12 protein-coding genes and 1 pseudogene are annotated in these 18,066 nt (G+C 59.6%); 8 read left to right on the forward strand and 5 right to left on the reverse strand.

Going from position 1 to position 18,066, the window contains the following annotated elements; translation table 11 throughout:
* Positions 1 to 226: 226 nt before the first annotated feature.
* A pseudogene (locus tag CLV65_RS01870) lies at positions 227 to 1,147 on the reverse strand (LysR family transcriptional regulator); the annotation flags it as partial.
* Between the two features lie 143 nt (positions 1,148 to 1,290).
* On the opposite strand from CLV65_RS01870, the gene CLV65_RS01875 reads away from it, so the two are divergent.
* Both CLV65_RS01875 and CLV65_RS01880 read left to right on the forward strand, forming a co-directional pair.
* Positions 1,291 to 1,647: a DUF1304 domain-containing protein gene (locus CLV65_RS01875; RefSeq protein WP_094691685.1), complete on the forward strand. Its 357-nt coding sequence runs from the start codon at positions 1,291 to 1,293 to the stop codon at positions 1,645 to 1,647.
* A 294-nt stretch (positions 1,648 to 1,941) separates the two neighbouring features.
* On the forward strand, positions 1,942 to 3,495 hold the full coding sequence (locus tag CLV65_RS01880; protein WP_094691686.1) for a hypothetical protein: 1,554 nt from the start codon (positions 1,942 to 1,944) through the stop codon (positions 3,493 to 3,495).
* Positions 3,496 to 3,622: 127 nt separating this feature from the next.
* Here CLV65_RS01880 and CLV65_RS01885 read toward each other — a convergent pair whose 3' ends face one another.
* Together CLV65_RS01885 and CLV65_RS01890 are read right to left on the reverse strand one after the other, a co-directional pair.
* Positions 3,623 to 4,498: an HAD family hydrolase gene (locus CLV65_RS01885; RefSeq protein ID WP_157847193.1), complete on the reverse strand. Its 876-nt coding sequence runs from the start codon at positions 4,496 to 4,498 to the stop codon at positions 3,623 to 3,625.
* A gap of 49 nt (positions 4,499 to 4,547) precedes the next feature.
* The gene (locus CLV65_RS01890) at positions 4,548 to 6,116 is read right to left on the reverse strand and encodes a replication-associated recombination protein A (protein WP_094691688.1); all 1,569 of its coding nucleotides are present in this window, start codon (positions 6,114 to 6,116) and stop codon (positions 4,548 to 4,550) included.
* A gap of 428 nt (positions 6,117 to 6,544) precedes the next feature.
* Here CLV65_RS01890 and CLV65_RS01895 point away from each other — a divergent pair, with 428 nt between their 5' ends.
* The 3 genes from CLV65_RS01895 (at position 6,545) to CLV65_RS08680 (ending at position 9,472) form a co-directional block, all read left to right on the forward strand.
* Positions 6,545 to 8,146, forward strand: coding sequence for an ABC-F family ATP-binding cassette domain-containing protein (locus CLV65_RS01895; protein ID WP_094691689.1), 1,602 nt, complete (start codon positions 6,545 to 6,547; stop codon positions 8,144 to 8,146).
* Positions 8,147 to 8,372: 226 nt separating this feature from the next.
* A complete protein-coding gene (locus CLV65_RS01900; RefSeq protein WP_094691690.1) occupies positions 8,373 to 8,864 on the forward strand; it encodes a DIP1984 family protein in 492 nt (163 codons plus the stop codon).
* A 200-nt stretch (positions 8,865 to 9,064) separates the two neighbouring features.
* Positions 9,065 to 9,472: a hypothetical protein gene (locus CLV65_RS08680; protein ID WP_144441905.1), complete on the forward strand. Its 408-nt coding sequence runs from the start codon at positions 9,065 to 9,067 to the stop codon at positions 9,470 to 9,472.
* A 201-nt stretch (positions 9,473 to 9,673) separates the two neighbouring features.
* On the opposite strand, the gene CLV65_RS01905 is transcribed toward CLV65_RS08680, so the two are convergent.
* Both CLV65_RS01905 and CLV65_RS01910 read right to left on the reverse strand, forming a co-directional pair.
* On the reverse strand, positions 9,674 to 10,441 hold the full coding sequence (locus CLV65_RS01905) for an ABC transporter permease (RefSeq protein WP_244569236.1): 768 nt from the start codon (positions 10,439 to 10,441) through the stop codon (positions 9,674 to 9,676).
* Positions 10,442 to 10,563: 122 nt separating this feature from the next.
* Positions 10,564 to 11,364 (reverse strand): ABC transporter ATP-binding protein, encoded by an 801-nt coding sequence (locus CLV65_RS01910; RefSeq protein WP_244569202.1) that lies wholly within the window; start codon positions 11,362 to 11,364, stop codon positions 10,564 to 10,566.
* Positions 11,365 to 11,705: 341 nt separating this feature from the next.
* Between CLV65_RS01910 and CLV65_RS01915 the strand changes: the two genes are divergently transcribed.
* The 3 genes from CLV65_RS01915 (at position 11,706) to uvrC (ending at position 17,958) form a co-directional block, all read left to right on the forward strand.
* Positions 11,706 to 12,095 carry a ribbon-helix-helix domain-containing protein gene (locus CLV65_RS01915; protein ID WP_094691691.1) on the forward strand — a complete coding sequence of 130 codons (390 nt, stop codon included), beginning with the start codon at positions 11,706 to 11,708 and terminating at the stop codon, positions 12,093 to 12,095.
* 378 nt (positions 12,096 to 12,473) lie between these two features.
* A complete protein-coding gene (uvrA, locus tag CLV65_RS01920) occupies positions 12,474 to 15,416 on the forward strand; it encodes an excinuclease ABC subunit UvrA (RefSeq protein WP_169713394.1) in 2,943 nt (980 codons plus the stop codon).
* Between the two features lie 157 nt (positions 15,417 to 15,573).
* A complete protein-coding gene (uvrC, locus tag CLV65_RS01925) occupies positions 15,574 to 17,958 on the forward strand; it encodes an excinuclease ABC subunit UvrC (RefSeq protein ID WP_094691847.1) in 2,385 nt (794 codons plus the stop codon).
* Positions 17,959 to 18,066 lie beyond the last annotated feature (108 nt).

The raw sequence follows: 18,066 nt of genomic DNA on the forward strand, positions 1-18,066 counted from the left end.
CTGGCACATTATCGAAGAAACAGATAGCAGTGGAGGAATCTCAGCCGAACCCAATCAACCCACGATCAAAGGCGGCTGCTGAGCGTGGTCATTTCGCGGCACTGGTTCTGGACTTTGCACTGTTCCGCGCAGCGGTGGGTGTCTTGCCGACCGCAGCGTCGGTCGCAGCTCCGTCCCGATCACCGGCATCAGCCTCAGCGTTCTTGCCACCCTTGCTGTCACCGCTGTCGATGAGGGTGTAGCCTTGCTCCACAATCACCTCGCGCAGCTTGGCGAGGTAGAGCTGGGCGGCGTTCGACAGATTGGCGCGCTCGTTGGTGATCCAACCGAGCAACATCGTCTTGTCGGTGTCGAGCGGAATCGTGATGATCTTCTCGTTGTTGAGATCCTCGTTGTCGATGCCTGTGCACACGGTGTAGCCGTTGAGGCCCACGATGAAGTTGAGGATCGTCGCGCGGTCGGTCACGTTGATCTGCTTGGGGGAATACTCAGGCCACACGGCTTCCTCGGCGAAATAGAAGCTGCCTTCCTCGCCTTGGTCGTATTGAATGAACGGATACGGCTTCAAGTCGTCCATCGTTACCCGGCGCTTGGCGGCAAGCGGGTTCTTGCGGCTGATGAACACATGCAGGTTCGCCTCGAACAGCGGGTGGAACACGAGGTGCTTTTCGCGCAGCAGCTTGCCGATCACATCCTTGTTGAAGTCCGACAGGTAGATGATACCCAGCTCGGACTGCATGTTGGCGACCTGATTGATGATGTCCTTCGTGCGCGTCTCACGGATTGTGAACTCGTATTCGTCGGAGTCGATTTCGTGCATCATCTTCACGAACGCTTCAACGGAAAACATGTAATGCTGTGTGCTCACCTGGCACAGCTGGCGGCGCGGCTTCGTGTGCTTGTATCGTTCCTCAAGCAGGTCGGTTTGGTCGAGAATCTGCCGCGCGTAGGTGAGGAATTCCGCGCCATCCACGGTGAGCGCAATGCCTTGGGAGGAGCGGGTGAAAATCTCGATGCCCATCTCTTTCTCGAGTTCCTTGACCGCTGACGACAGCGCGGGCTGCGAGATGTAGAGCTCATGGGAGGCTTCGTTCATGGAACCGCATTCCACGATTTTCACGATGTATTTGAGTTGGAGCAAGGTCATAGTGCACAGTTTATCGCGGGTTTGTTGAAAGAAACCTAAGCGATGCGAGATTCCTCTGCGCTGATATCACCGATATCACCGGTTGCGCTGGCACATCGCATTTGATGCCACGTTGCGCTGGCGTCACACGGTACGATTGCAGCATGACGATTGTTACTGATATTTTTGCCACATTGGTGGCGGCTGAATTCCTTTTCATCATGTGGATGGAGACCTTCGCGACGGATTCCGACCTGACAGCGAAGACATTCGGCATGAGCCGCGAGGAACTGCGGCGCAATTCAGTCACGACACTGTTCAAGAACCAGGGCGTATACAACGGCCTGATCGCGGTGCTGATTTTGCTCGCGGTGTTCGTGTTCGCCAGCAAGACTGCGGTCGTGTGTCTCATGGCGTACATCGTTCTTGTGGCGGCATACGGCAGCTTCACGAGCAATCCGCTCATCATCCTCAAGCAGGGTGGATTGGCGATCATCACGCTCATCACCTGCATATGGTGAGCGGCTCCCATCCGGGTGTTCAATAATTTAAGTATTTGATTGCGCCGTGCGGTTCCGATGAACTGCCCGGCGCAATTTTTATCGCGCGAATGTGCTTCACGTCACTGTGCATCACATCGCTGCGCCCCATGCCAACCGCATAACTGCGCACCACGTGACAATTCACCCGCTGTCATGTTTCGACGCGCCGTCCATTCGAACATCGAACGCGTATCGAACATCCAGCGTTTGGCGTTCGGTTCATGTTAGAGTTTCACTGATTACGTGTCAAAAAGAGAGTGAAAAGGAGACACCATGACAGAGGGGAATCCTCAGCCGTCATTTATCCCCAACAATCCTGCCGGCATGGAGAATCCGGCAAACGCCGCCGCGCAGACCGCGCCCCAGGCTGTTCCCCAGACTGCGCCGGTCATGCCCCAGGCAGCGCCTGCTACTCCGATGGCCGCTCCGGTCATGCCTCAGGCCGCTCCGGTCACACCCACCATGCCTCAAACCGCGCCAGTCATGCCCATGGCTGCGCCCACCACGCCCCAGGCCGCGCCGACAATGCCAATGGCGGCTCCGACCACACCGCAAGCCGCGCCAAACATGCCGATGGCCGTTCCGCAGCAGCCAGTCGCTGCAAAAAAGCCGATGGGCGCGAAAACCAAGATCTTTATTTTGCTGATTGCGGTGATTGTAATCGTTGCAATCACTTCCGCAGTGACGATTGCGCGTGTCAGCGAGAGCAAGAAAGACCCCAGGACGATTGTCGAAAACTACATGAACGCTTTGGCTGACGGCAACTACGGCATCGCCGCCGACATCGCCGACCCAGGCCTCACCGACGCGCAGAGGGTGCTGCTTCAAGACGGCATCATCCCTGACGTGAGCAAGCGCATCAGCTCTGTCAAGGTGGGTGACCCCAAGCAGCTGTCCAGCACGGAATACTCGCTGCCCGTCTCTTACACGGTGAATGGCAACACATCGAGCGATGTGAGCGTCATTGTCAAGAAGTCGGGTAAATTCCTGAACACCACGTGGAGCTTCGAGAAGTCTCTGCTCGGCGTAATCATCGTTTCGTCGACATCCTACGCCACCGTATCCATCAATGGCAAGACGCCCACCGCCGACAGCAACTACACCAATACCGGCATCAGCACTCCGGATTCCTTCTATTCGTTAGGCTCAGACGACTCCTCCTCGTTGGATTCAGACGACTCGGACAACGGCCTCGCGTCAGCAAGCAAGACTGACCTGATCGCAGTGCCGGCATACCCGGGTGACTACGATGTGACAGCACAGTCACCTAGCAAGTACATGGATGCAACGATCGTTGACAGCCATTCCCTGATGTCCACCACTCAGAAAAGCAGCTACACGGTGCCCGCTCAAAGCGGCGTCATCCTCGGTGTGAGCGTCACAGCAAGCGACGCTCTCGCCACCGAGATCACCAATCAGCTCAAGGACCACCAGAAGAAGTGCGTGGACAACGCAAACGCTGGGGGAGCAGACGACAACTCGTGCTATATCAACGCCAGCTATATCACGAAGAAGTACTCTGACCCCGACTTCGCCGACTGGAAATACACGTTCAAGAGTGCAGAAGTCGCTGATCAGCCCAACATCGATGCCAGCGAACTGCTAATGCCCACAACCGAGAATGGCAAGACAACATTCGAAGTCAGTGACAATGGCTCCGTCAAAGTGAACTACACCGAGCAGTATGAGGACTCTACACCCTACGACGAAAGCACGACGGTGTATGGAGGTGGCTCGTACTGGAGCGGCGGCATGGTGAAGGCGACCATCGACGGCGATACTGTGAGCCTTGATTATCAGGACATCTACACGACGCTGTTCGACTGATTGATCGCAATCCATTGAAGAGGGCGGGCGCACCACATGGCATGGTGCGCCCGCCCTTCTCGTATCTGCGCGCAACAGCGTGGCACAGCGTGGCGTGGCACGCATCGGCAGCGCTGCGCGAATCGCTCTAACGATGCGATTCCACGAGCATCTGCGCCATCTGGGTGAGCGATTCCACTCGAATCACCTGTTGCGCGCTTTCATCCGTCGAACCTGACACGTCAACGGGCAGCTGCTCGCCGCGCGAATCCAAATGCCGGCTCGGCCGGTCGATCCAGAACCCATGCAAACCCGCCTTGCATGCCGCCTGGGCGTCGATATCGAACTCATCGCCCACATACGCCACCTCGCCAGGCAGCAATTCCAAACGACGCGTAGCTTCTTGGAACACACGCGGATCAGGCTTGCCAAAACCGAAGGTGTCCATCGTCACCAGCAACGGCACGTCATCCACGCACCCGCATGCCGTGAGCTTGCGCGTTTGCAGCTCGGCACTGGCATTCGAGAGCGCACCGAGACGAAAGCCGTGCGATTCCAACAGATCTAGGCAGGGGCGCACATCGGGGTGCGCCTTCCAATGCGAGCAGAAAGCATTCCAAAACAACGGCTTCCATTCATCGAGGTATTCGTCCCACGTGATCTGCGGACCGCCGAACTCTTCGTTGAGCTCGTTGGCACGGGCAAAACGCTGTTCATCGAAAGTGCATTCGCCGCGCGTGTATCGACGGTAATGCTTGTGGGGATCCGCCCGCCAGATTTCGATGGCGCGTTGCACCTGCGGTTCGGGCAGCCCCGGCATGTAGCGGTCGACAACGAGGCGAATGCCGGTGGCGAACGCGCCAGCCGAATCGCAAATCGTGTCGTCGACGTCAAAAACCACCGCTTTCACTGTGGAAAGGTCCGGAGCCGCAGGGGAGCGGTCGGACAGGGGCAGGTCGGACAGATTGGAGCCGGATGGTGAACGGTCAGACGAATTGGTAGGTGCTTCGGTATCAGAAGGCATGCTCATGCTTGCCACGATACACGGTGCTCGCCACGACGCATTGCTCTCTCTAGGCAGCCTCCTCCACATGGTCAGAGACATTATCGGGCTCGGCATGGCGTGCCCGCGGAGTTCCTGTGTTGGCAGTATCCGCGGACTGCTGCGACACAGCGGCGTCTTGGGCGGAAGCGGCGGGCCTTGCCTCACCGGTAGGTGCACCCCCGTCAGCTGCAGTTCCAGCTGCGGCTGCTTCACCAGCGGTGGCAGTGGCGGCTGCATCTGCCGCCGCGCCTCCTGTCGCATCCACGGCTGGGGTTCCATCGTTGAACTTGCGCAACGAGTCCACCCATGCGATGAGCTGATGCTCCGTGCCGGAATCCTTGGGCTTGTAGTACACGCGCCGCCCCACGCCCTCGGGCATGTAGCTTTGCTGCACGAACCCGCCGAAGTCGTGTGGATTGAGATATCCGGCGCCTTCGCCTTCCTTCTGCTGCTCGTCGTCCATGGGCGTGCGCAAATACATCGGCACATCGCCACGCATACCGTTGATGCGAATATCGTCGGAAGCAGCCTTCGCCGCTTCGAACATCGAATCGGACTTCGGCGCCACGGCAACATAGACAGCGGCTTCGAGAAGAGGCGTGCGGGCGTCCGGCATGCCTAGACGCTCCACCGCCTCCCATGCGCTCATGGCGGTGCGCAACGCTGCGGGATCAGCCATGCCCACGTCCTTGGCAGCGGTGATGACAACACGACGGGCGAGGAATCGCGGATCCTCACCTGCGTCGAGCATGCGGGTCGCCCAATAGATAGTGGCATCCGGGTCGGAGCCGCGCATCGACTTAATGAACGCACTCGCCATGTTGTTTTGGTCTTCGAGACTGTAACTCGCCATGTCGGAGACGACTGCGCGCACATCATCCGGCTTGAGGATCGAGACCTGCCCGTCGCTCACGGTGGCAATCGCGCGGGACGCCGCCGCTTCCAGCGTGGTCAGGGCTCGACGGGCGTCGCCGCCGCTGCTGACAATGATGAGCTTGCGGGCCTCAGGATCAAGGCGCACAGCGCCCTTGAGGCCGCGTTCGTCCACGCAGGCGCGGTCAAGAATCTCCTCCAGGTTCTCGAAGCTGAGCTTGTGCAGATGCACAATCACGCAACGGCTGAGGAGTGCGGGCGCCAGACAGCTGCTCGGCGGCTCGGTGGTGGCGGCGATGAAGTCCATCATGCGCTTTTCGATCACCGGCAGCAAAATGTCCTGCTGGTCGCGCGGCATGCGGTGCACCTCATCGATGAACAGGATGCATTCCTCATGGCGACGGCGCAGTCGGGAGATCGTGGCGAGCGTCGCCACAAGGTCGTCGGTGTGCAGGTTCACGGCGGAAAGCTTCATCAGATGGCGGCCGGAATCCTGTGCCACGAGCTGCGAGAGGGTGGTCTTGCCGGTTCCTGGGGGACCGTAGAGCAATGCGGCGCCCGGGATGGCGATAGTGCTGGATGTGGTGCGTTGTGCCATGAGGCGGAGCGGGGAGCCAGGGGCGGTGACCTCTTCCTGACCCATCACATCCTCAAGCCTACGCGGCCTCATTCGTTCGGCCAGGGGCTCCAAATGCTCCTGAGCCTGGTCGGAATAAAACGACATATGCCTTCTCCCTGCTTGCAAAAGTCACTGCCGAACGTGCACTGCCCGGCAACCTGTCTTCTCGTCCGGATCCAAAGGCGCTTCATGCCGAAGTGTGGCGCAGCCGTGCGATGCAATGCGACGCGTCACCGTTCGAAACGTCGTCGTTCGAGGCGCTTTTCGAATCCAATCCCCATAGTAACGCCTCACAGAGCGTGTCGCCACCACAAAACCATCACAATTCGTTCGAATGTCACAATTCGTTCGACACAGATTATGGCGCGAACAGATTCGGTGCGATATGTAAATCGGCACGGCAGGGCGCGGCCTGTCGGGCGTGGTGGTCTATCGGGCTTTGATATGATGAGCAGTCGGTCGCACGCGTGGCGGCTCAGCTTTCGGTTGTTCACCGACAGCATTCACAATCATCGGCAAGTCAGGAGGAGCGCATGCCCATTGAGGCGCAACAGTTGGAAATCCGCATCGGAGCGCGGCAGTTGCTCAAGCCCACTGACTTCCACGTGACCAAAGGCGACAAAATCGGCCTGGTGGGCCGCAATGGCGCCGGCAAGACGACGCTCACGCGAGTGATCACCGGTGACCTGCTGCCTTCGGGTGGCAAAGTGCGCGTCACCGGCAAGCTCGGCTACCTGCCGCAGTCCACGCATGCAGCCGACCCCAACCAGTCCGCGCTTGACCGCGTCATGAGCGCCCGTGACATCGCCAGCATCATCTCACGCATCCGCAAGGCGGAGAAAGAGATGACCGACCCCGATCCCAAGGTGATGGAAAAGGCAATGCGCCGCTATGACAAGGCGATGCAGGATTTCGAAACCGCCGGCGGATACGCGGCGCAGTCCGAAGCCATCAAGATGGGCGAATCGCTGGGATTGTCGCAGGACGTGCTCAAGCAGACGCTGGGCACGCTGTCCGGCGGTCAGCGCCGCCGCATCGAATTGGCGCGAATCCTGTTCTCCGACGCCGACACGCTGATCCTCGACGAACCGACGAACCATTTGGATGCTGACTCCATCGAATGGCTGCGCGGTTATCTGAAGAATTTCGAAGGTGGTTTCCTCGTCATTTCCCACTCCACCGAACTCCTCGACGAGGTCGTCAACAAAGTGTGGCACCTTGATGCCCAGCTTGCGCAGATTGACATGTATTCGATGGGGTGGAAGGCGTATCTGCATCAGCGCGTGGTGGACGAGGAACGCCGGCGCCGCGAACGCGAAGTGGCTGAGAAGAAAGCGGAGCGCCTCATGAAGCAGGGCATCCGCCTGCATGCCAAGGCCACGAAGGCCGTGGCAGCGCAAAACATGATGCGCCGCGCCGAAAGGCTGCTCGAGGGCACGCAGGAAGCCCAGCGCGCCGAGAAAGTGGCGGACATCCGATTCCCCGAGCCTGCGCCGTGCGGCCGCACGCCCATCATGGCGAAGGACATTTCGAAGGCGTATGGCAGCAATATCGTGTTCGCGGGCATCAACCTCGCCATCGACAAAGGCTCGCGCGTGGTGATCTTGGGTTACAACGGCGCGGGCAAGACGACGACGCTGCGCATCCTGGCAGGGGAGGAGACCCCAGACACCGGCGAGGTGGTCTACGGCCATGGTGCGAAGATCGGCTACTTCGCTCAGGAGCACGACACCGTTGATGATTCGCTCACGGTGCTGGGCAACCTGCAGCATGTGGCACCGGAGCTCAACGACACGCAGGCGCGCTCAATCCTGGGGTCGTTCCTGTTTTCCGGTGATGATGCGCTTAAACCCGCAGGCGTGCTCTCCGGCGGCGAAAAGACGAGGCTCGCGCTGGCGACGCTGGTGACGAGCCGCGCGAACGTGCTGCTGCTTGACGAGCCGACCAACAATCTTGACCCCGCGTCTCGCGATGAGATTCTCAAGGCGATTGCGAAATATGAGGGCGCGATTGTGCTCGTGACCCACGATGAGGGCGCTGTCGAGGCGCTCAACCCGGAGCGCGTGCTGCTGATGCCCGATGGCGATGAGGACCTGTGGAACGACGATTACCTCGATCTGGTGGCCGAGGAGTAGCGCGGCGCTCGGTGACGCGCCCTCGGTGACGCGCCCTGGCCTCAGCTCTGCAGCATCCTCATGGGCCATATTCCGTGCGCTACCATCCGACTTGACGTCCCCATGGCTGTTCGATAAAATCACACGCAAGACAAACAGCCGTGGGTTTCGCCCGCTATGATGCAGACGAGACCACGATAGACGAGGCGTCGAAGAGGGAATGACGGAAGGAATGCCGGGGGGGATTATGAAACTCGCAGAAGCCTTGCAGGAACGGGCAGATCTCAAGGTGAAGATCGATGACCTGTCGGTGCGTCTGGGACGCACTGCGCTGGTACAGGAGGGTGAGAAGCCCGTTGAGGATCCACAGGCGTTACTCGTCGCTCTTAACGCGGCGATCGACCGTTTGGCCGTTCTCATCGCGAACATCAACCTCACCAACGATCGCACCGTTGTGGACGGACGCACAATCACGCAGATCATTGCCCAGAAGGACTGCGAAGGAACCCGTTTGGTCGCATACCGCCAGCTCATCCGGTCTGCTAGTGCCAGCACAGACAGGGCCAGGGGAGCGGAAATCAGGATCCGCCCCACGGTGGATGTGGCTGCGCTGCAAAAAGAAGCCGACCGGATAGCTAAGCGCATCCGCCTGCTTGACAACACGCTCCAGGCCACGAACTGGTCGACCGAACTCATGGAAGGCGACGGCGGAACGGTAAGCGCCATCAACGCAAGCTGAGTCTTCAGATGGTAGTCCTTGCGCGCAGGGTGGATACCACCGCGTTCGAATCGCACATTTCTTGAGTTGGCATATCGTCGTAACAAAACCCACGGGACGGGACGACGCTCACAGCGCAGGTCCTCATCTCGCACAGGCGTATATCAACGGCTCACAGAGCACCACCGGGTGTCAACTGAACGCAAGGACGAGGGCAGGGTATGGGGAACATAAGTCTCCTCTCCGTTCGTCGCATGACGGGCGGAGAGGAGATTTTTTCATGCCGGCTGTTCGACATTCGTGATGGCGGCACGGTTTGTGTGTGTGGGGGGCGGGAGGACTTGTTTGACGCCGACATGTTTGGGACCGGATATTTGTATTTTGGATATCGAACGGTCGGATTGTCCTCGTCAGATAAGGGAGATAAGGGAAAACCGGCAATAATCACCATGCCGGTATCGAACAAAGAAATCGTTTGTTCGATATATCGAAATCTCGGCGTGTCGCGCAGAATCTGTGATACACTCAATATTGCAAACGGTAAACAAAGCAGAAAAGCTGAGGAGCCGTTCTTCGACACAAAAGTTGTTCCGCAAGGAAGCTCGGGGATGGAACCGAAAGGTTCGTAGAGAGTTAGCTGGAGGTCGAAGAAGAGAGAGGTTGCCTTTCTCGTTTACAAGTTTGTTGGATGCAAGGCATCAGTAATGTTGACCCTGCCATCGCTAGATGGGTGCGATGGCAGGGTTTTTCTTTTGTTTTATAGCAGCGGTCACCCCTGACCGAAATCCTTGGTCAGGGGTGACCGCTGTCTTCAGGGAGGCGTTGCCTTCTTATTTCTTCGCCGAACGAGGCTTGATGGGCTGATATTGGTGGAGCCGCGTGAAGCAGCGACCATACACAAGGTGCAAGATCAGAGCATCCGACACCATCGTGAGCGCGGCAATCGCCGCCAGCACCACAAATTGGTATTTCGCCGCGGTGAGAGGATCGTTGCCCGCAAGGATCTGCCCCGCCATCATGCCTGGAATCGTGACAATTCCTGCGGATGCAAGCGATGCCACGGTCGGCATGAGGCCCATGCGCATCGCGGAACGAATCGACGTCATGCTCGCCTCGCGCGGCGAAGCACCAAGCGCCAGCAGGGTCTCCACCTCGTCGCGCCGTTCCGCCATGTCTTCGAAAAAGCGGCTGAGCGCAAGCGCCACGGCAGACACGGAATTGCCCAGCATCATCCCAGCAAGCGGCAATACCACGCGCGGCGAATACCACGGCACAGGGCGCACGATGAGCTCCACGACCACAATGACCATCGTGATCATGGACGCGGCGAGCGTCAGGAAAATCGACAGCGCAAGCCCGCGAGGCACGTTTTTCGCGCGCGACAACGTGATTTGCACGGCGGCGGCGAGCATGCCCAGCATGAGCAAAACGACCCACCACCATGTACCTTGTTCAATCACCCAACGCAGGATGATGCCCATGGCGGCCAGTTGCACGATGGCGCGCGCGGCAGCGATGGGGAGCGAGCGCTCGACGCCGAGTTTGGCAATCGCCGAGATGATCGTCGCGACGGCGACCAAGCCGATGGCGATGAGCATTCCCCACAGGTCGATGTCATATGAGCCCGAGGTCGCGATTCCTGCGGCGGGGCTGGCGTTGATGGTGACGGGAGCCGCAAGGTGAAGTTGGCTGGCGCTTGCAAGGGTTGCTGACAGTGGCATCATTGTGCGTTCCTTTCGGCCTGTTCGCTCTGTGCGGTCTGCGGTTCGGCGGTGTCATGAGGTTGCGATGCATCAGCCGCATGAGATGATTCGACGGGCTCGACCGTGAGCCGGCCTTCCGCCAATGTGGCAATCGCGTCGGCGAGGCCGTCCGGCGCACGATGCCGCACTCGGATCAACGCCATGCCGTGGCGATGCGCGAAATCAGCCATGTAGACGCCCACGAGCCAGGCATTGGTGTCATCGAGGCCAGCGTCCACTTCATCGGCAAGCAGCACCTTGGGGAACATGAGGATGCTACGGATCATGCTCACGCGAGCCGCTTGCCCGCCCGACAAGTCGTGGGGATCACGGGTCAGTTCGACATCCGCCAAGCCGACGGCGTCGAGCGCGTCCCGGATCTGCTGGTCGTCCGGGCGTTGGGCACCATGCATCGAGGCGAAGGTGTAGGGCAGCACAATCGCCTCCTTGACGGTGCTGCCCGGCAGCAGGCTCTTTTGCGGAAGGTAGGCGACGCGCGTGCGCCATTGCTCCACGCTCATGTCATTGGCGTCGACGCCATCGAGGGTGAGATGGGCGTTGGCGCGCGGATTGAGGCGTGCAATGCAGGTGAGAAGGCTGGATTTGCCGCTTCCCGAGGGTCCCACAAGGTCCAGGATCTGCCCGGCATGCACGTCCAGGTCGATTCCGCGGAATATCGAGGCTTCGCTGTCATCGGTGCTGCTGCTGGCGGCGCGGCAGCTGGCGTCGCGCACTTGCAGAAGCGGGGTGGCCCCTGTGTCCATCGTGAAGTTCCCCATGTCGTTCCTCTCCAGGTTGATTGTTCTCTCCGGGTGTTTCCCGCCAGGCATTGTCTTTCTGCGTTTAACGTTCAGTATGTAACGTTTCACGGAATGTTCCCATTGTATGCAGGCGCATTCGTGATGGTTGCCCGCGTGATTGCGGCATTGCGTCCACGGCATTTTGGTTGCCACAGGCTGACTTCGACAAGCCGATGATGCCTTCCGTATCGGGGACTTTCACGGGTTGCGTTCGCGGCATTCTCCATGGACCTCGGCTGCCTCCAGGTTCTGTATAATGTTGCGAAGTCGCAAAGCAGAACGGCGGCAGTCGACGCTGCATCGGGAAGACGGAGCAATAAGTGGCTGAATATTCGAAAGCGATCAAGGAACTTGGTGAACCGGACGACGGGACACAGAACCCGAATCCTGACGAAGAGGTCACAACGGTCACCTTCAAACTCCCTAAAAGCACTCTCGAACGTCTCAACAAACGCGCCAAGGAACTGGGAGTGACCCGTTCGTTCCTCATCCGCCGAGGCGTGACGGAGATTCTTTCCGGAGGGCCACGTTCGCGCATCAACAAGCTTGTGCTCGTGACCAGTTTCGATACATTCGATGAGAACGGTGCGCCCATCGAGCATAGCCGTGTCATCACCGACGACAACAGCAACGCACGGCTCGTGCAATTGGTGTCAGAACTGGTCGAGGAATCCGACGCCACTGTGCGCCGACAGCACGACGCCGCGTAATCCGACCGCGTAATTCCTGCGGCGTCATGGTGCCGCGTGATCTGGCGGCATGAGCTTGGCCGCTCGACGTCGCATGATCTGGCCGCATAACGTCGCGCGATCTGACAGTATGACGCCGCGCGATTGCGCCTCGCAATCGGCTCGCGTGAGCCGCCGCACGTCATCCCATCGAGCCATTCCATCCTGTAGTGGTCGCGCCGCCAAGGCCGCGTGATTCGCCGTCTCGCGCATCTGTGTCGCACCTTGTTCGCGCCACGCGAAAGGTTGTCGAACATTTGTTCGAGCTATATACTGAACTCATTATCTCGGCATCACATTTGCGTTAATCCGTGCTTTCGCGACCGGAACCGCCGCGCACGCCCTATGAAGGAGAATCGCATGGAAAGCGATCATGAATTCCACATGCACACCGTCCCCGGGGCGGTGGTCGACGACCTGTCCGGCCTTCCCGCGGATCACAAGATAGTCATCAGCGGAGCCCGCGAACACAACCTGAAGAATGTGGATCTGGCCATTCCGCGCAACAAGATGGTCGTGTTCACCGGCCTGTCGGGTTCGGGTAAGTCATCGCTGGCATTCGACACGCTGTTCGCCGAAGGCCAGCGGCGTTATGTGGAGTCGTTGTCCGCCTATGCGCGTCAGTTCCTCGGGCAAATGGACAAGCCGGATGTGGACTTCATCGAAGGTCTCAGCCCCGCGGTCTCCATCGACCAGAAGACGACGAACCGCAACCCGCGCTCCACTGTGGGAACCATCACGGAAATCTACGATTACCTCAGGCTGCTTTTCGCGCGCACCGGCATCCCGCACTGCCCGGAATGCGGGGCGGTCATCCAAGCGCAGACGCCGCAGCAAATCGTGGACGCCCTGCTCGCTTATCCGGAAGGCACGCGATTCCAAGTGCTCGCCCCTGTGGTGAAGGGGCGCAAGGGTGAGTTCACGGAGCTCTTCGATCAGCTGCGTTCGGACGGTTACTCCCGTGTGCTCGTCGACGGGCAGATGCACAGGCTCTCCGACAGCATTACCTTGGCGAAGACGCACAAGCACCACATCGATGTCGTCGTCGACCGCCTTGCCGTGAAAGAAAGCGCCAAGCAACGCCTCACGGATTCCGTCGAAACCGCCTTGAGACTCACCGGCGGGGTGGTGACCGCGGAATTCGTGGACCTTGACCAAGACGACCCGGCGCGGTTCCGTCCGTTCTCCGAGCATCGCAGCTGCCCCAACGGCCATGAACTCGAACTCGAAGAAATCGAACCCCGCACCTTCTCGTTCAACGCGCCGTACGGCGCCTGCCCCGCATGCACAGGCATCGGCTACAGCCTCGAGATCGACCCAGAGCTCGTCATATCGGATCCGGACAAATCCTTGGCTGATGGCGTCATCGAACCATGGTCCGCCACGAAGACCCAGCAGGAATACAACTCGCATCTGCTGCAAGGTTTGGCGGACGAGATGGGGTTCTCTCTGAAGACGCCGTGGAAGGACCTGCCCAAGAAAGTCCAGAACGCGATCCTGCATGGGCACAATTTCGAAGTCAAGGTGCACTACCGCAACCGCTGGGGGCGCGAGCGCGAGTATTCAACCGGCTTCGAAGGCGTGGTGCATTCCCTGATGCGGCGCTACCACGAGACTGACTCCGACCAGATGAAACAATATTACGAGTCGTATATGCGCGAGGTGCCCTGCCAGGTATGCCAAGGGAAGAGGCTGCGCCCCGAAGTGCTCTCCGTGACCGTGGATGGCAAATCCATCGTCGATGTGTGCGACATGCCGGTGTGCGACAGCCTCGCATGGGCGCTGAACCTGCATCTGGAAGGCGCCGCTGCAAAAATCGCGGCTGAAGTGCTCAAAGAGATTCGTGCACGGCTTGGCTTCCTCAACGACGTCGGCTTGGGATACCTTACGTTGTCCCGTGCCGCGGCGACGCTCTCCGGCGGCGAAGCGCAGCGCATCAGACTCGCAACCCAGATCGGCTCTGGCCTCGTGGGCGTCATGTATGTACTGGACGAACCGTCCATCGGCTTGCACCAGAGGGATAACGAAAAGCTCATCGAGACGCTTCACAACCTGCGAGACCTAGGCAATTCGCTGATCGTCGTCGAGCATGACCAAGAGACCATCGAAACCGCCGACTGGCTGGTCGACATCGGTCCGGGAGCCGGTGAGCATGGCGGCGTCATCACCTATTCCGGCCCGGCGAAAGGCATCGTCAATGCACCGCTGTCCGTCACCGGCGATTACCTTGCCGGACGACGTGAGATTGCCGTGCCAAAACAACGGCGCGCCGTGAAGAAGAACGGCCCGCGCCTGCGCGTCGTCGGTGCACGTGCCAACAACCTTAAGAACCTCTCGGCGGACATTCCGTTGGGAGTGTTCACTTGCATCACCGGCGTCTCCGGCTCTGGAAAATCCACATTGATCAACCAGATCCTCTACCCGGTGCTCGCCGACAAACTCAACGGAGCACGTATCGTGCCCGGCAAGCATACGAGAGTCGAAGGCTTGGATAACCTGCGCAAGGTGATCCATGTGGACCAGAACCCGATCGGGCGCACTCCGCGTTCGAATCCCGCCACCTACACCGGCGTGTGGGATAAGATCCGCCAGCTGTTCGCCAAGACACCCGAAGCGCAGGTGCGCGGCTATGGCCCGGGGCGTTTCTCGTTCAACGTCAAGGGCGGCAGATGCGAAGCATGCCATGGCGATGGCACGATCAAGATTGAAATGAACTTCCTGCCTGACGTGTATGTGGAATGCGAAACCTGCCATGGCAAGCGCTACAACCGCGAAACGCTGGAAGTCAAATACAACGGAAAGACCGTTTCCGATGTGCTCGATATGCCGATCGAGGAAGCCGCGCAATTCTTCAAGGCATATCCTTCCATCTCCCGTTACCTTGACACGCTGGTGGACGTCGGTCTTGGATACATCCGTCTCGGCCAGCCTGCGACGACGCTTTCGGGTGGCGAAAGCCAGCGCGTGAAGCTCGCGACCGAACTGCAGCGCCGATCCGACGGCCGCACGATCTACATTCTCGACGAACCGACCACCGGCCTGCATTTCGAAGACATACGCCGACTGCTCGCCGTGCTCCAGGGGCTCGTGGACAAAGGCAACTCCGTCGTGGTGATCGAGCACAATCTCGATGTCATCAAGTCCGCCGACTGGATCATCGATCTGGGGCCCGAAGGCGGCGAAGGCGGCGGCACTGTGGTGACGCAAGGCACGCCCGAACAGGTGGCGGAATGCACCGGCAGCTGGACAGGCAAGTTCCTCAAACCCATGTTGGCGAAGCGCCCCGCCGCAGCGCACAAATAAGAGGTGACCCGTGTCTGTCATCGAGAAGCATTCCGAGCAGGTGTGGCTCAAAACAGCAGCCGCTCTCAAAAATGCCCCGGCATCCCTGCAGGCGCAGTCCGAGTCCCTCGCATCAGGCGCGCCAGATGCGTCCGGCACACGACAGGGGAGTGGCACCATGGATCGCACCGGCACCGGCTCCGCGGTGCAGGACGAGGCGGTTGCTCGGAATACAGGCCTTGGCAACGTGAGCGCCAGTAGTGCAAGCGCCAATAATGTCGGCGCCAGCAAGGCTGGCGTCAATAAAAACGGCGCCCCGCTGCTCGGCGACACCCGCGACCTTTTCCGCCCCAAGCCAAGCGATATCCCACAGCTCCCGGGCGTATACAAGTGGCGCGATGGCGATGGCAGAGTCATCTACGTGGGCAAGGCCAAGAACCTGCACAACCGTCTGTCCAACTATTTCCAGCCGCTCAGTCGCTTGCATCCGCGCACGCAGACGATGGTGCTCACCGCCCGCAGCCTGGAATGGACTGTGGTGAGCAACGAACTGGAATCACTCACACTGGAATACACGTGGATCAAGGAATTCGACCCGCGGTTCAATGTCGTGTTCCGCGACGACAAGACGTACCCCTATCTGGCAGTGTCACTGGGGGAGGAGTATCCCCGCGTATGGTTCACGCGCAGCAGGAATCGCCGTGGCACCAGGTATTACGGTCCTTATGTCAAGGTCTGGGATGTGCGCAACGCCCTTGATCAGCTGCTCACCGAATATCCCGTGCGCACGTGCACGCCCGGCGTCTTCCACAAGGCGCAGTTGTCGAACCGTCCATGTCTTCTGGCGTCCATCGGCAAATGCTCGGCACCTTGCGTGGGACGAATCAGCGAGCGCGATCATCGCAAGATGGTGGAACGGGTCGTGGGAATCATGACGGGGCGTCTGGGCCCCTCCTACATCGCCGACCTCACCCAGCAGATGAAGCATGCAAGCGACGACCTTGATTTCGAAAAGGCCGCTCGTCTGCGCGACCAGATCGCGATGCTCAAGAACTCGGTGCAGAGCAATGCTGTTGTTTTCGATTCGGACGTCGATGCCGATGTCTTCGGTATCAGCTCGGATGAGTTGGAGGCCAGCGTGCACGTGTTCTTCGTGCGCGCAGGCACCATACGAGGCGAACGCAACTGGAGCGTCGAGCGCGTGGAGGACATCAGCGACGCCGAGCTCATGGCAGATCTCATCACCCAGGTGTATTCCGCGTTGGTCGACGAAAACCATGAAGCGCAGACCGTCGGATTCTCCTCGGATTCCATAGCCGTGGAGACGACCCGCAACGCGGTCGCCCCCACCCAGCACGCCACGACGACCGACGCTGTGGCGCGGGCACGCACCACGCGGCAACGACATGAACGCGAGTCCATGACGGGAAGGGATGATCTGACGTCCCCCATGTCACCCATCCCACGTGAGATTCTCTTGCCTCTCGAACCGGAGCGGCGTGACGAATTGGAGGAGTGGCTCACCGGCCTGCGTGGCTCCACAGTCACAATCCGAGTGCCGCAGCGAGGGGAGAAGCGCGATCTGATGGAGAAGGCGAACGCCAACGCCATCCAAGCCCTCCAACGCAGCAAAATGAGCCGCATCAAGGACATGGGCACGCGCACCGAGGCGATGAACGATGTCGCCGACGCCTTGGATCTTCCCAGCGCCCCGTTGCGCATCGAATGCTACGATATCTCGAACGCATCGGGAGGCGGATACCAAGTCGCGTCGATGGTGGTGTTCGAGGATGCCATCGCCAAGAAATCCGAATACCGTCGTTTCGCGATCCGCGGCAAGGATGGAAAGGGTGCGCTGGACGATACGTCCGCCATTTACGAGACACTCACACGACGGTTCCGCCATGGCAACATCGCGGGCGACACGGGCGAGGACATGGCGAGCGAAAAGCGCGCAGCCCAACAAGCCGCCCAACAAACCGCTCATGATTCTGCTAAGGATTCCGCCATCGCGTCCACTGGTTCCACTGTGATGCCCACCACAGAGATGCCCTCCACGGTGATGTCATCCACGGAGGGCGAGATCATCCAGCAGAACGCCAACCCCCGTCACTTCGCTTACAAGCCTAATCTCGTAGTCGTCGATGGCGGCTACCCGCAGGTGCGTGCCGCAGCCAAAGCGCTCAAGGACTGCGGGGTGACGGATGTGGCGGTATGCGGCCTCGCCAAGAAACTCGAAGAAGTCTGGGTGCCGGACGACGACTATCCCATCATCATGAAACGTCAGTCCGAAGGCTTGTACCTGCTGCAACGCGTGCGCGACGAATCCCATCGTTTCGCCATCACCTACCACCGGCAGACCCGGCGCAAAGGCACGTTGCGCAGCGCACTTGACGGCATCGAAGGCATCGGCCTAGCCCACCAGAAGAAGCTCCTTGCGCATTTCGGTTCCGTAAAGGCAATCAAGGAAGCCTCCGTAAGCGAACTGGAGCAGGTCAAGGGCATCGGCCCTGCCAAGGCCCAGGCAATCTATGATGCTTTGCACCCTGCAGAAACTGCGTAGGCCTTCACGCCAGGCATCAAGGCGCATCCAGTTGACATCAAATTCCGTTATCATCACACAAGACCTGCAAATAAAAGACCTGCAAACAACAGACCTGCAAGCTATGGA

The sequence above is a fragment of the Pseudoscardovia suis genome, from assembly GCF_002797875.1.
In the GTDB taxonomy this organism is placed as follows: Bacteria; Actinomycetota; Actinomycetes; order Actinomycetales; family Bifidobacteriaceae; genus Pseudoscardovia; species Pseudoscardovia suis.

What these genes read in the sequence shown, in the direction of transcription:
- CLV65_RS01910 (WP_244569202.1), bottom strand. Translation starts at nt 11,364, where the DNA reads ATGGGGAACTTCACGATGGACACAGGGGCCACCCCGCTTCTGCAAGTG.
- CLV65_RS01905 (WP_244569236.1), bottom strand. Translation starts at nt 10,441, where the DNA reads ATGCTCATCGCCATCGGCTTGGTCGCCGTCGCGACGATCATCTCGGCG.
- CLV65_RS01895 (WP_094691689.1), top strand. Translation starts at nt 6,545, where the DNA reads ATGCCCATTGAGGCGCAACAGTTGGAAATCCGCATCGGAGCGCGGCAG.
- CLV65_RS01900 (WP_094691690.1), top strand. Translation starts at nt 8,373, where the DNA reads ATGAAACTCGCAGAAGCCTTGCAGGAACGGGCAGATCTCAAGGTGAAG.
- uvrA (WP_169713394.1), top strand. Translation starts at nt 12,474, where the DNA reads ATGGAAAGCGATCATGAATTCCACATGCACACCGTCCCCGGGGCGGTG.
- CLV65_RS01885 (WP_157847193.1), bottom strand. Translation starts at nt 4,498, where the DNA reads ATGCCTTCTGATACCGAAGCACCTACCAATTCGTCTGACCGTTCACCA.
- CLV65_RS08680 (WP_144441905.1), top strand. Translation starts at nt 9,065, where the DNA reads ATGGGGAACATAAGTCTCCTCTCCGTTCGTCGCATGACGGGCGGAGAG.
- CLV65_RS01880 (WP_094691686.1), top strand. Translation starts at nt 1,942, where the DNA reads ATGACAGAGGGGAATCCTCAGCCGTCATTTATCCCCAACAATCCTGCC.
- uvrC (WP_094691847.1), top strand. Translation starts at nt 15,574, where the DNA reads ATGGATCGCACCGGCACCGGCTCCGCGGTGCAGGACGAGGCGGTTGCT.
- CLV65_RS01875 (WP_094691685.1), top strand. Translation starts at nt 1,291, where the DNA reads ATGACGATTGTTACTGATATTTTTGCCACATTGGTGGCGGCTGAATTC.
- CLV65_RS01890 (WP_094691688.1), bottom strand. Translation starts at nt 6,116, where the DNA reads ATGTCGTTTTATTCCGACCAGGCTCAGGAGCATTTGGAGCCCCTGGCC.